The organism is Veillonellaceae bacterium (genome assembly GCA_025992895.1).
Lineage (GTDB): Bacteria > Bacillota > Negativicutes > Veillonellales > Dialisteraceae > Dialister.
This window is the reverse complement of record DAJPGA010000001.1, coordinates 1,011,269-1,024,672: the sequence shown is the minus strand read 5'-3', so window position 1 is coordinate 1,024,672 and position 13,404 is coordinate 1,011,269. Positions and strand designations below refer to the sequence as shown.

14 protein-coding genes are annotated in these 13,404 nt (G+C 49.8%); 7 read left to right on the top strand and 7 right to left on the bottom strand.

Annotation, left to right across the window (positions count from 1 at the left end):
• Nucleotides 1-1,245, bottom strand: a complete 1,245-nt coding sequence (locus OIM03_04245) for an MFS transporter (GenBank protein HJI73490.1) — start codon at nt 1,243-1,245, stop codon at nt 1-3.
• A gap of 394 nt (nt 1,246-1,639) precedes the next feature.
• Nucleotides 1,640-2,881 (bottom strand): MFS transporter, encoded by a 1,242-nt coding sequence (locus tag OIM03_04240; protein HJI73489.1) that lies wholly within the window; start codon nt 2,879-2,881, stop codon nt 1,640-1,642.
• 185 nt (nt 2,882-3,066) lie between these two features.
• Between OIM03_04240 and OIM03_04235 the strand changes: the two genes are divergently transcribed.
• On the top strand, nt 3,067-4,407 hold the full coding sequence (locus OIM03_04235; protein ID HJI73488.1) for a hypothetical protein: 1,341 nt from the start codon (nt 3,067-3,069) through the stop codon (nt 4,405-4,407).
• 60 nt (nt 4,408-4,467) lie between these two features.
• On the opposite strand, the gene OIM03_04230 is transcribed toward OIM03_04235, so the two are convergent.
• Together OIM03_04230 and OIM03_04225 are read right to left on the bottom strand one after the other, a co-directional pair.
• A complete protein-coding gene (locus OIM03_04230) occupies nt 4,468-5,247 on the bottom strand; it encodes a hypothetical protein (protein HJI73487.1) in 780 nt (259 codons plus the stop codon).
• A gap of 66 nt (nt 5,248-5,313) precedes the next feature.
• Entirely contained in the window at nt 5,314-6,393 is a 1,080-nt protein-coding gene (locus tag OIM03_04225) for a hypothetical protein (GenBank protein ID HJI73486.1), read from the bottom strand.
• A gap of 133 nt (nt 6,394-6,526) precedes the next feature.
• On the opposite strand from OIM03_04225, the gene OIM03_04220 reads away from it, so the two are divergent.
• A complete protein-coding gene (locus OIM03_04220) occupies nt 6,527-6,955 on the top strand; it encodes a universal stress protein (protein ID HJI73485.1) in 429 nt (142 codons plus the stop codon).
• Nucleotides 6,956-6,995: 40 nt separating this feature from the next.
• Here the strand turns inward: OIM03_04220 and truA are convergent, their stop codons facing one another.
• Entirely contained in the window at nt 6,996-7,736 is a 741-nt protein-coding gene (gene truA / locus OIM03_04215; protein ID HJI73484.1) for a tRNA pseudouridine(38-40) synthase TruA, read from the bottom strand.
• Between the two features lie 493 nt (nt 7,737-8,229).
• Between truA and OIM03_04210 the strand changes: the two genes are divergently transcribed.
• From OIM03_04210 to OIM03_04200, 3 genes are all read left to right on the top strand, one after another.
• Nucleotides 8,230-8,613, top strand: a complete 384-nt coding sequence (locus OIM03_04210; GenBank protein ID HJI73483.1) for a hypothetical protein — start codon at nt 8,230-8,232, stop codon at nt 8,611-8,613.
• The gene (locus OIM03_04205; GenBank protein HJI73482.1) at nt 8,613-9,893 is read left to right on the top strand and encodes a M18 family aminopeptidase; all 1,281 of its coding nucleotides are present in this window, start codon (nt 8,613-8,615) and stop codon (nt 9,891-9,893) included. The genes OIM03_04210 and OIM03_04205 overlap by 1 nt, the downstream gene beginning before the upstream one ends.
• A 340-nt stretch (nt 9,894-10,233) precedes the next feature.
• Nucleotides 10,234-11,034: a carbon-nitrogen family hydrolase gene (locus OIM03_04200; protein ID HJI73481.1), complete on the top strand. Its 801-nt coding sequence runs from the start codon at nt 10,234-10,236 to the stop codon at nt 11,032-11,034.
• Between the two features lie 65 nt (nt 11,035-11,099).
• Here the strand turns inward: OIM03_04200 and OIM03_04195 are convergent, their stop codons facing one another.
• Together OIM03_04195 and OIM03_04190 are read right to left on the bottom strand one after the other, a co-directional pair.
• Complete coding sequence (locus OIM03_04195; GenBank protein HJI73480.1) at nt 11,100-11,621, bottom strand: transporter; 522 nt, start codon at nt 11,619-11,621, stop codon at nt 11,100-11,102.
• 231 nt (nt 11,622-11,852) lie between these two features.
• Complete coding sequence (locus OIM03_04190; protein ID HJI73479.1) at nt 11,853-12,053, bottom strand: hypothetical protein; 201 nt, start codon at nt 12,051-12,053, stop codon at nt 11,853-11,855.
• Nucleotides 12,054-12,157: 104 nt separating this feature from the next.
• Here OIM03_04190 and panC point away from each other — a divergent pair, with 104 nt between their 5' ends.
• On the top strand, nt 12,158-13,015 hold the full coding sequence (gene panC / locus OIM03_04185) for a pantoate--beta-alanine ligase (protein ID HJI73478.1): 858 nt from the start codon (nt 12,158-12,160) through the stop codon (nt 13,013-13,015).
• Complete coding sequence (gene panD / locus OIM03_04180; GenBank protein ID HJI73477.1) at nt 13,015-13,398, top strand: aspartate 1-decarboxylase; 384 nt, start codon at nt 13,015-13,017, stop codon at nt 13,396-13,398. Before panC ends, panD begins: the two co-directional genes overlap by 1 nt.
• Nucleotides 13,399-13,404: the final 6 nt, after the last annotated feature.

Genomic DNA, 13,404 nt, shown 5'->3' with positions numbered 1-13,404 from the left:
TTATTCTTCACTGCCCTCGCCCAGATCAAGCATCGCTTCTTTTCTCTTCGGAATAAGGAATGCGCTCAAAGCGCAGACGGAAGCAGCGCCGATCAGGTAGTAGAAAACAGCGTTGAAGGAACCATTAAATACAGAAACAAGATATCCCATGACGACCGGAGAAATGAAGCCTGCCACCTGACCGCCCATGTTGACGATCATCGTAGCCGAGCCTGCAATGTTTCCGGTAACAATCTTAAGGACGATAGCAACGGCAGAGCCTAAGATGCATGCCTTGAAAAAGTAAACGCCGCACTGGAATACGACGACCCAGAAAAGGGTTTCTGCATTATACATGAGGTACAGGAAGACAGCGGTCATGACAGCGCAGATGCCGATCATGTACTGTTCTACCCTGTCGAAATACTTGTTCATGATCCAGCCACAGACAGCGGTGGAAAGGAAAGATGCCATGAACGGGATCGGCGTTACATAGCCGACAGCTTTCAGATTGATGCCGCGTTCTGCGATGAGGTACGTCGGCATCCAGGCATCGAGGCCTTTATTGATGCAGGAAATGCAGAATGCGCAGACGACGAGTTTCCAGATGATAGAGAAATGGAGAAGCTTCACGAAATATTCCTTCTTGCTTCCCTTCTTGGCGCCGGTTTTTTCTTCTTCTGCCGGTTTTACCTGCTTGACGAAGAATGCATAGAAAAATACATAAACAAGTCCGATGCAGCCTAATGCCTGGAACATACCGCTCCATCCGAACCAGAGGATGAGCGGCACGATGATGATTGGAGCAATGGCGCTGCCGATATAGTTCGAGGACAGGACGCCTGTGGCAAATGCAGGACGAAGTTCACGCGGAAAGTATTCTGCAATGCCGCGGTAGCAGGCACCGGCATACGGGCCTTCGCAGAGACCGAATACGAAACGCAGGAAAAGGAGTCCTGCAAGAGAGGAAGCATGGCCGGTCGTGAAGGTGAAAATAGACCACAAGGTGAGCGCAATCAGAATGACTGACTTCGACCCGAACTTGTCGGCCATCCAGCCGCCAGGCAGCTGCATGATCGAGTAGCCGATGAAGAATGCACTGATGACGACGCCCATCTGTGTGGGCGCAAGGGCGAAATCCTTCAAAATCGAAGGAAGTGCGAGCCCGATAGCGGATCTGTCTATATAGGAAATACAGAACCCTACATAGAGAAAGAAGAACACTACGTACCTGTTTTCACTTTGAAACTTTTTAAGCCAACCCATAGAAACACTCCTTTTCCTTACCCCTTTTCCTAAAGAAAAACCTACAAAAAAAGCCATGCCAGCATAAAAGATCTGCAGCATGGGCCCCATTACCCGTGAGCCGGTTCTTCCAGAACCGATGTTATGAAATTGTCGTCTCACTTACGCTAATCATAAGTAAAAGACAATGTCCTTAACAGACCTTTATTGTGTCTCAAATAGGGAACTTTTCTCGCAGTTTATCGAGTATTTCTTTTCGGACATATCGCTTGAATCGACATTAATCTATGTGGTTGACTTAAAGACAGCGCCTCCCTCCTGTCCCTTATTTCCAATAAGGCCCCTGACAGTCATGCCCCGGAGAAAATTAAAAGAGCTGCAAAAACGGGTGTCATTTTCACAGCTCTTATGAAACTTATTCTTCGCTGCCTTCACCCAGATCAAGCATATCTTCTTTTCTCTTCGGGATCAGGAGTGCGCTCACTGCGCAGAGTGCTGCAGCAGCAATCAGGTAATAGAATACGGCATTGAAGGAACCGTTGAATGCAGAAACAAGGTAGCCCATGATGACTGGCGAAATGAAGCCGGCTACCTGGCCGCCCATGTTGACGAGCGTGGAAGCGGAGCCTGCAATGGAACCGGTGACGATCTTAAGGACGATAGCAACAGCAGAACCTAAGATGCATGCCTTGAAGAAGTAAACACCGCACTGGAATACGACGACCCAGAAAAGAGTTTCCGCATTGTACATCAGGTAGAGGAAAATGGCGGTCATGACTGCGCAGATGGCGATCATGTAATTTTCCTTCTTGTCAAAATACTTGTTCATGAGCCAGCCGCAGCCTGCCGTTGACAGGAAGGAAGCCATGAACGGGATCGGCGTTACATAGCCGACGGCTTTCAGGTTGATACCGCGTTCTGCGATGAGGTACGTCGGCATCCAGGCATCGAGGCCTTTATTGATGCAGGATACGCAGAATGCGCAGAGGACAAGTTTCCAGATGATGGAGAATTTCATCAGATGCAGGAAGTACTTTGTCTTGTTTTCTTTCTTGCCGGCTTTGACTTCTTCTGCCGGTTTTGTCTGTTTGACACAAAAAATATAGAAAAATACATAAACAAGGCCGATGCAGCCTAATGCCTGGAACATGCCTCTCCATCCGAAAAAGAGGATGAGCGGCACGATGATGATCGGTGCAATGGCGCTTCCGATGTAATTCGAGGAAAGAATGCCTGTCGTAAATGCAGGACGAAGCTCACGCGGGAAGTATTCAGCAATGGCTCTGTAGCAGGAACCGGCATACGGACCTTCGCAGAGGCCGAATACGAAACGCAGGAAGAGGAGTCCTGCCAGCGTCGATGCATGGCCGGTCGTGAAGGTGAAGATGGACCAGAGTGTCAATGCAACGCAGATGACCGTCTTGGACCCGAAATGGTCAGCCAGCCAGCCGCCAGGAATCTGCATGATGGAATAGCCGATGAAGAATGCGCTGATGACGACGCCCATCTGCGTGGGCGCAAGGGCGAAGTCCTTCGAAATCGAAGGAAGCGCGAGCCCTATGGCGGACCTGTCTATATAGGATATACAGAACCCTATATAGAGGAAGAAGAATACCACATACTTGTTTTCGCTTTGAAACTTTTTCACCCAACCCATAGATGACCTCCTACACTCCCAAACCTACTAAAAAACCCATGCAAAAAATACGGATGCATGGACTTCTTTGCCCGTGAGCTGATTTCTGACGAACCAGTTATTTACTTTTACCTCACTTATGAATATCATAAGGAAAAGAACATGTCCTTAATAGACCTTTATTATGACCAAAAAGGAAGTGCGCCATGCGTATCGGTATCGTAGTTCCCGCAGAAATCATTGATGAAATCATCACCTTCCTTTCCGGAGAATTTCCGGAAATCGAAGCCGTCCCATTTCCTTATCATTCCATCGTGGAAATCCCGGATCTCCTCTCCGGCCGCCAGAACAGCGTCGAGACCTTCCTCTTTCTGGGAGACACAGCCCGCCGCTATGCGGAAAAAGCCGTGCCGCACGCGACAGAATGGCTGACGATTCCCAGGTCCTCCGCTTCGCTTCTGCGCCTTTTCTATCGGGCGCGTGACAAGGGATATCCCATGCGGATTGCGACCGATCTTGACCGGAGAGATTTCTTCGACCTTGCCTTCAAGGAAATCGGGATGAGTGAAAATGACTTTTCCCTCGAAATACTTCCGATCCTTGCCTACAATGAAGGCCTCCTCATCAAGAATGCAGCCGCCATGGAAAAGCTCTACCGTATGGGTAAAGTTTCCTTCTGCATCACCCTCTTCTACAAGGTCCGTGACATCCTTGATTCCAAGGGCATTCCCGTCTACATCCTCCAGCCATCCTTCGATGACATCCGGAACGGGCTGCAGCGCCTCGTCCTCACCCACGAATCCATGCTGGACCGCGGCAACAGGCTTGCTGTCATAGCCATCCACATCGACGCGCTCAAGGAATCCATTCCCAATAACAACGACTACCGCCTTTCGATGGAAAAGCTGCAGGTTTCGCGTGAAATCCACCGCTTTGCCCATTTCCTGGATGCTGCCTGCATCGAGCAGCCGCCTTCCGGGTTCTTCCTTTTCACGACCCCTGCCCTCATCGAGAATGCAACAGACCATTACCATCATTTCTCGCTTCTTTCCAACGTTGCTGAAACGACCGCCTTCACCCTTTCAATCGGGATCGGATACGGGGAAACGGCAGCCGAAGCGAAGTACAATGCGCTGCAGGGCATGGAACACTCCTCAGCCTCCGGCGGAAACCGCGCCTATATCATCGGGAAGGAACTCTTCTCCCGCGTCCCCATGTCCAAAAACGGGCAGGCCTCGCAGGAAAAGAAGGAACATCCCATCGATGAGCAGTTCCTCTACCTGTCCAAGAAATCCGGCGTCAGCGTGAGGATCATCGCCGACCTTTACCACGCCTGCCGCGATACAGGCCGCCAGCGCTTCACCGCTTCCGAGCTTGCCGATCTGACAAGCGTCACGCCGCGCACGATCAACCGCATCCTTGCCAAGCTCATCGATCATCACCTTGCCCAGGACGTCGGCCGCCGCTTCACGGATAAGACCGGCCGTCCCAGCCGCATCATAGAAATCCAGTTCGAATCAAAGAAACATGACAAAAATAAGAAATAGGAAATAAGAAAAAGCTCTGCCGGACCGTTGCCTGCAGAGCTTTTTATCTGTCATTTTATTTCATTCTTCGGATTCTTCCGGCGGACCGTTGATGATACGGGAAAGGATAAGGCCTGCCATTTCCGGATCGTCAAGCTTGACGGCTTCCGGATGTTCTTCTCCCTTTTCATAGAAAAGAAGAAGTCCCTTGGCAAGTTCGGCATGATCGAGATCTTCAATCTCAAGAGTGAACTTTCCTTTCTTTCCGCGGTATCCGATACGTTCGGTCGTGATCCAGAGCACGCCCGGTCCGTTTTCCTTCCAGCCCTTCGGGGATTCCCCAACCATCGGGCCGCCCGTCTTGTAGTAGGTTCCCTTGGTGATGACACCGCCGGAGAGCTTTTCTGCACCGCTTTCTTCCTTCATCAGCTTGGCCGGACCTGCGAAGTGAAGGTCCTCGCCCTCCCTGTAATCCACATTGGCAAATTCAGGATCCACCTTCGGAAGAAGGCCCTTTTCCTGGATCTTGTAGATTGCATTGCAGCGTTTGGAAATCGTCGTGTACTTGTACTTCTGGTCTTCCTTCAGCATGTAGCAGGTATCGATGAGATCCTTGTAGAGATCATACTCGTCATCATCCAGGTACCCGTTCTGGAAAAGCTCCTCGAAGGCCTTGTCACAGGCAAGCGCCTGTGCGCTGGCGAGCTGCTTGTTGCTGAGGTCATGCTCGCGGGCATAATCGATCAGCTCTTCCAGGAGATCTGCATCGATTTCACCCTCGACAGCCGCATCAGCTAGTTTCTGGGCATATCCATCAATAAATTCCTGTTTTTTATTGCTTCCAAAAAGATTAAATAACAAAACCGCACCTCCGTCATACTCATTTCCTCTATTATAAAGGAGCTTTTATAAAAAGGAAATCACCTGTTACAGCGTAATGGATGCTGCCGACTTTTCAACGATTCCTGCCGCGTAGTCAGCATCTTCCTTTCCATACGTATAGTCGAAGCAGATGAAATTCTTATCCTTGGCAAAGTACCAGGCAGACGTATGTTCATCGTCGATATCATAATCGACCCTGACTGCATCCCCTGCCTTCATCTGCATGAAATCCATCGTGAGATGTTTGGCTTCCTTCATGGCAGGATCCAGGGAAAGGTAGCCTTTAAGACGGTCAAGGACTCCCTTCTTCTCCTCTTCAGTGAGTCCAGAAAGGTTTTCCGGCCAGAAGGAAAGTGATTCCCTCTTCGATGATTTGACGACCATGACGCCCGTCAGCAGCCTTCCATTCGTCCCAAGGAGGATATGATCCGGATTGATGCCGCCGGAAGCTCCCACCTTCACATCCACTGGAAGATCATACGCATACTTTGTCGTGCGGACCGGTTCTGTCCTCCATACGGTAAAGAAGCGGACACTCTTCAGGATTTCATTAATTTCATTCTGATTATTCTTGTAATCCGTATCCTTCATGGTGAAACTCATCATGTACGTCGCTGAATTTGTGAGGATGAAATCATTGACGCTGATGAACGGTTTCCCGTCATGCTCGCCGCGGACAGCAAACTGGAGCGTATCATAGCCGCCGGCCTTCACCATCTTCTTGTCCATGATTTTGACATCCTTGGAACCCTTAGCCATCTGGTCCGGAATCTCTTCGACCTGCTTGACTTCTTCCTTCAGGCGGCTGTCAGAAATTCCTGCCTTTCTTCCCTGCATCAGGACCATCAGTCCCATATTGTAATCCGTAAGGTGTGCCTGGTACATGTACGGCTTGTCCCCTGCATCTTCCGTATAAGCAGATGGAAGATCGAACTCCATGCCGAACGCTTCATTCTTGTAATGCCCGTTGACTGCCGGATACGAAGGTTCCCTCGTTTCTACAGCCGGCCCATTACCATCTGCAGCAGATGCGTCTTCTGCAGAAACCGCAGGAAGCGATGCGAATCCGACGAGCGATGCCAGAAGAAGAGCTCCCAGCAGTTTCTTTCCTGATTTTAATTTCATATGTTCTCCTTTTTTCGGAAAATCCGAAAGAATATTCAAATCTTCAGCCTCAATCCCTGTTCCAGAATAAGTCTCATGGTATAATGATATAAGAGAGCGGCATATTTACTTTTTTAACCCGGAGGTGTTTTGAATGGAATTCAAGAAAATCCTTGTCCCCGTTGACGGCTCTGAAACTGCCGAAAAAGCTTTCAAAGTCGGCCTTGATATGGCAATCAAGCACAATGCGGAACTCTTCCTTCTCTACGTAGCTGACATGAACGACGCTGCCTATCCAGTCCTGCAGGTCACACTCGATGAAAACGGCTTCATTTCCATGAGAAAGCAAGCAGAAGAAGTCTTAAGCAATCTGAAAGCGCAGATTCCTGTCGGCACCAGACTGACTGCACTCGTCAAGATCGGCGATCCGGGCCGTGTCATCACTTCCCTTGCCGAAGACAACAACATCGACATGATCATCATGGGAAGCCGTGGCAGAGGCGCCATTTCCTCCTTCATCATGGGAAGCGTCAGCCAGTATGTTTTAGGCCACGTAAAATGCCCCGTCATGGTTATCAGATAAATTAGAAGTTTTGAGAAAAGCTCCCTTAGGGGAGCTTTTTTTAATCGTAAAATACACGAAGAAGCGTGAGCCCTGCAGCCGGGGCCGTGAAACCAGCCTCTGCACGGACTTTCCCTTCAAGGACTGCGGCAAGATCATCAGCGCTTCTCTTTCCCTCGCCGATTTCCACAAGCGTCCCTGTCATGATGCGGATCATATTCTGCAGGAAGCCGTCTCCCGTATAGTCGATACGAAGCTCTCCTTCTTCTTCTGTCAGGCGGATTTCCTCGACCGTCCTGACCGCACTCTTCTTCATATGGCGGTTGCTGGTAAAGGAAGTGAAATCATGCGTCCCTTCCAGAATGCGGGCTGCCTTCCTCATTGCTTCCACATCGAGCGGCTTTCCAAGCTGCCACACGTACCGTCTCTCGAATACATTCTTGAGACTTCCAGTGCGGATGCGGTAGCGGTACCGCTTCCCCGAGGAAGAAAAGCGCGCATGGAAATTCTCCGCTGCTTCCTTCAAAGACATGATGCCGATATCATCAGGAAGAGCACGGTTCAATTCATCCATCAGCTTATCGGCCGGGACTTGGAAAGGCAGACGGAAATTGGCACACTGCCCTTTGGCATGTACGCCCGCATCCGTTCTACCGGCCCCATTCACTTGGCAGACCTCCCCTGTCACCTGAAGAAGCGCATCCTCGATCTTTCCCTGAATGGTTTCCTTCGTGCGGGTCTGTTTCTGCCATCCTTCATAGCGCGTCCCGTCATAGGACACGATCATTGCATAGTTTGTCATATATATTCCTTTCCGGAGCCACATGCCCCGATATATTCATTATATACGGAAAAGGCCTCTGAAAAAAGAAAAAGTGATTCAAAGCCAATGAATAATTTTGAGAAAACCAGCAAATCCCCTTTAAAACCCCTCCTGCCATTGACAAGAAAAACCTGCCTCCATTCCAGATCAAAGACTGGATGAACCGGAAACAGCAGTAAAACAAAAAGGACTCATAGAAAAAGGAAAACCTCCTCAGGCTTAGGACACAAGAATTTCCAGGGAGTGAAGATGCTCCTGCTTCACGGCCTGCATCATGGTCTCGAAATGATCCTCCAATCGCTTAGCTGCATAAGCTTCAGTTTCTTATGCCTCGAATTTCAAAAAAATTGACTCTTAACCAATAGTTTCTTCTTTCATTGATCGATTTTATGATATAATGGAAAAGGTTATACACCGAATAGTATCCACTTCAAGGGACAGTATCCCCGTTTTTGAAAGAGAGTGATTTTTAATGAAAAAAATGCTGATGACTCTGGCGGCCGCTGCTGCCATTGCCGCAGGAACACTGACCGTCTCCGCTGAAAGTTACTGGAAGTACAACGACACGACGACGATCGATCTTGATGAAACAAGCCTGAAGAAAACAACGAACGGCCATGAAATCCTGAATTTCGTAGCTATTCAGACGATTCCGGACGGCACCTGCACCTATACATACGCTTATGACCGTACAGCAGGCACCATTCAGGTCGTTGAAATGGAAAAGGAAACGAAGACACTGCACTATACCAGCAACTTCACACCAACTTCCGTCAACTCCACCAATCCGGTCGTCAAAGCCCGCGCTGAAATGGCTGAAGCTGTTTATCAGAGAAAAGTCAACCATAAGAAATAATGGAACCTTTAAATACGCCTGATGACATGAGCCGCGACCTGCTCCATTTCATCGCCAAGTCCCCTTCTGTCTTCCATGCCGTCCGCGGTGTGAAGGCTGCGCTTGCTTACGCGGGTTTTACTGAGCTGCGCGAAGAAGATACATGGCAGATTGAAAAGGGCGGGAAATACGTGGTCACCAGGGACGGCAGTGCGCTCGTTGCTTTTGCCGTGCCTGAGAATGGCGGAGAATTCTTCCGCATCGCCGCAGCTCACTGCGATTCCCCTACATTCAAGATCAAGGAAAATCCTGAAATTAAGGACGGTCCTTATGTCCGTCTGAATGTGGAAGGCTACGGCGGCATGATCATGAGTACCTGGATGGACCGCCCGCTTTCCGTAGCAGGCCGCCTGATTACAAGGGAAAACGGCCATCTGGCCCAGAAGCTCGTCGCTGTCGACGGCACGATGCTTGTCATCCCTTCCGTTGCGATCCACATGGACCGCCAGGTGAACCAGAACAAGTCCTGGAATGTGCAGAAGGATCTTCTTCCCCTCTATGGCCTGTCTTCCGGCAAGACACCTTTCATGGATGTCATTGCCGCATCGGCCAAAGTAAAAGCAGAAGATATCCTCGCTCATGACCTTTATCTTTACAGCCGCGTGCCCGGCACGATCTGGGGCGAAGAGCGTGAATTCGTTTCCTCTCCCAAGCTCGACGACCTGCAGTGCGCTTTTGCCGCTTTCCGCGGATTCACCCTCGGAAAGAAGGAAGAAGCCATTTCCGTCTATGCTCTCTTCGATAATGAAGAAGTGGGAAGTCAGACAGCACAGGGCGCCGGTTCGACATTCCTTTACAATGTCCTGATGCGCCTTGCTTCGTCGCTGGGCCTTTCTTATGATGAAACGATGGCTGCCATTGCCAGAAGCTTCATGATTTCTGCCGATAATGCGCATGCTGTCCATCCGAATCATCCGGAATACGCTGATCCTGTGAACCGCCCCGTCATCAACGGAGGCATCGTCGTCAAGTTCAGCGCCCGCCAGAGCTACGCCACCAACGCATTCTCCGCCGCTTACTTCAGGAATCTCTGCGAAGAGAATCATATCCCGACGCAGACCTTCACGAACAGGAGCGACAATCCCGGAGGATCGACGCTTGGCAACATTTCCAACACGAAAGTGGCTATGCCGACCGTGGATATCGGCCTTGCACAGCTGGCTATGCACTCCTCCTACGAGACTGCCGGCGTCAAGGATACCGCTTACCTGGTTGACGCATGCACCGCATTTTTTGCATAAAGTTTGTAAAAGAAAAGGGGCTGTGACAAAATGTGTAATCATTTTGCCACAGCCCCTTTTCCTATTGGGATATTCCATTAAAGGGTTATCTAACAAATGTATTTATTGTTCTGTTTGAAAACCACAAAACCTCGCTTTGCTCGAGAACTACTGTATCCGTCAGCTACGCTGACACCTTCTCCTTTCGGAGCAAGGTTAACACCCTTTTCTCGAACTTCGTTCGAGAAAAGGAAAAAGAGAGTTTTAGCGGATTTTGTCACAGCCCCTTTTTATCATGCAGGAATGCTATAATATAGATAAGATTTAGTTTCCCTTGCATTTCATCTGAAAAGGAGGATATATGAAACTTAGAATCGGACTGCTGCAGATGCATGTCGAGCTGGGAAAGCCCGACGTCAATTACGCTCACGCTCTTGAGCTCATGGAAAAGGCCATGAAGCACGAACCGGACATCCTTGTGCTCCCTGAGACATGGAATGTCGGCTTCTTCCCCGCGGAGAATCTGGACGAGCTTGCTGACAAGAACGGAGAAAGAACGCAGGAGATGCTCTCTACGTTCGCTAAAAACAACAATGTCAATATCGTCGGAGGAACGGTCGCTGCCAAAATAGGGAATGATATCCTGAACCGCTCCTACGTTTTCAACCGCGAAGGGAAGATTGCGGAAACCTTTGATAAGATCCACGGCTTCTCACTCTCCGGTGAGCCTGGCTATTTCCGCATGGGAGACCACCTCGCCCACTTCAATCTGGACGGCGTCGCCTGCTCCATGGCTGTCTGCTACGACATCCGCTTCCCGGAACTGATCAGAAGGGAAGCTCTGATGGGCGTCGACCTCTTCTTCGTCCCTGCCGCATGGCCAAAGATCAGGAACACCCACTGGGTACGCCTCAATCAGGCAAGGGCCATTGAAAACCAGTTCTACCTCGCCGCTGTCAATCAGGCCGGCCGCTCGGGCGGACTGGAATATGCAGGAAATTCACTCCTCCTCGATCCATGGGGCGAAGAAATCTGCCGTTTGGAAGACGAAGAGGAAATCGCTTTCGGCCGCATCGATACGGACGTCATTCAGGAAGTCCGTTCACAGATCAATGTATTCCGCGACAGAAGACCGGACATCGACAAAATCACTGACGAATAACCCGCTGTATGTAAAATAAAAAAAGACTGCACGCAATCTGCTGCATGCAGTTTTTTTTATGGCTCTTAGAAGTGATAGTTGAGACCGACGCCAAGGCCGCCTTCGTTCTTGACATCATCTCTGTCATAGTAGGTGTAGTTGACATCCACATCAAACGATGTCGGTACGAGATCGAGCTGGAGTCCTGCTTTGTATTCGCGTTCTTCGCTGGATACTTTGAGGCCTGCATAAGCATCGACTGGTCCCAAGACGTTTGCGCGTCCTTCAACAAGTCCGAAAAGCTTCGCATCTCTGTCATAATAGTTTCTATTGCCTGCGCCGATATAGAGGTGGCCGATTTTGTACTTTGCATACACATCCGTTTCATTGCCTGCATGGTTCCAGTGCCGGTATTCCGCGCCCACGACTACTTTCGGGATCGGTTTGATTTCAATATGGGCACTATGGATGCCGTCTTTGGCTGCATTGTATCCGTAGCCAACTTCCGTGTCCATGATATCTACGCCTGGTACAAGGGCATGCGCTGTGCCTGTCCCAAGGAATGCCGCTGCCAGCACTGCTGCCGCCGTTATTGCCAATTTCTTCATGAGGACTCCTCCTTCCGCCTAGGTTTTCCCTTATACATTTATTATATACTATCTGTAGTATAAAATTAAGTGAAAAATGGCATATTTTTGAATTCAAGGACTTTATTTTATAATGCATCTCCCAATTTGTCAAATTGCTTTTTTGACCTTGACAAGTCATTCCTCATGGGGTATCCTTTTCCCGAAAGGCATGGGCCATACACCTCCATTCAAGGGCATCTTTACAGAGTCTTATGAAAGGAAAGAATGGCCAGCGCTTATGGAACTGGAAATTTCCACCTGCATGATATCAGCTGAATCATAGCGGAGCATGGAAACAAGAGATCCGCGCGTGCCTTGCTTAAAATTCATATCGCTTGGATTGTAATGACCGAGACGAATGCATGGTTCAGAATAGCTGGCATCCTTCGGGGATGCTTTTTTATTTCCCATATCCTGATCCCCATTTAGGGCGCATTCTGTTTTGGAATGCGCTCTTTTTCGTTCCCGCTCGTTGCAGAAAAGCCTTCAGGAGTTTCTCCGGAAAGGATGCTGTAATGATGATTATCTGCCATGAAATTGGCGAACTGAAAGATTTCGTCCGCCGCTGTAAAAAAGAAGGAAAATCCATCGGACTTGTAACGACCATGGGCGCTCTCCATGAGGGACACGCTTCCCTCATCCGCGCCGCCAGAAAGGAAAACGACATCGTCATCACGACCGTCTTCGTCAATCCGACCCAGTTCGGCCCGAATGAAGACTATGACGCCTACCCCAGGACGCTTGAAAAGGACAGTGCGCTTGCTGAAGAATGCGGCGCCGACCTCCTCTTCGCACCGGCTCCGTCTGCCATGTATCCGCATGAAGACATGACCTGGGTCGAAGTCACCGGCCACGTGACGAAGATCCTCTGCGGCCGCACGCGTCCGATCCATTTCAGGGGCGTTACGACGGTCTGCGCCAAGTTCTTCAATCTGACCGAATGCGACCGCGCTTACTACGGTCTCAAGGATGCGCAGCAGACACAGGTCCTCCAGCGCATGGTCGACGACCTTTTCATGAATGTGGAACTCCGCCTGATGCCGATCGTACGCGAGGAAGACGGCCTTGCCAAGAGCTCCAGGAACGTTTACCTCTCTCAGGAAGAAAGAAAGGCGGCTCTCGTCCTTTCAAGAAGCCTTGCCCATGCCAAAGAAGCGTTCCAGAAGGGTGAAAGAAATAAGGACGTACTTCTCTCTCTTGTCAGGAATGAAATCGAAGAAGAACCCATGAGCGACATCGATTACGTGGAAATGTATGAAATGCCCGGCCTGGCAGAGCTTCCTGAAACGATTGAAGGAAATGCCCTTCTTGCTGTCGCCGTCTGCTTCGGCAAGACAAGACTTATTGATAACGTAATCCTGGAGGCAGAATAATGACTTATACAATGATGCATGGAAAAATCCACCGCGCGACCGTCACGGAAGCCAATCTTGAATACATGGGAAGCATCACGATTGATGCCGACCTTCTCGATGCTGCAGGCATCCTTCCCGGCGAACGCGTGCAGATCTGCAACAACAATAATGGCGCGCGCCTTGAGACCTATACCATTGCCGGAAAAAGAGGAAGCGGCGTTGTCTGCCTGAACGGCGCTGCGGCACGCATGGCTGCTGTCGGAGATATCGTCATCATCATCGCTTATGCAGGTATGGATGAAAAAGAAGCCAGAGGCTTTGACCCGAAAGTCGTCATGGTCGATGACAAGAATCACATCCTTCGCGAAAGAGGTACGGAAAAAGAAAGAGAAACCGTCTGATTCCTT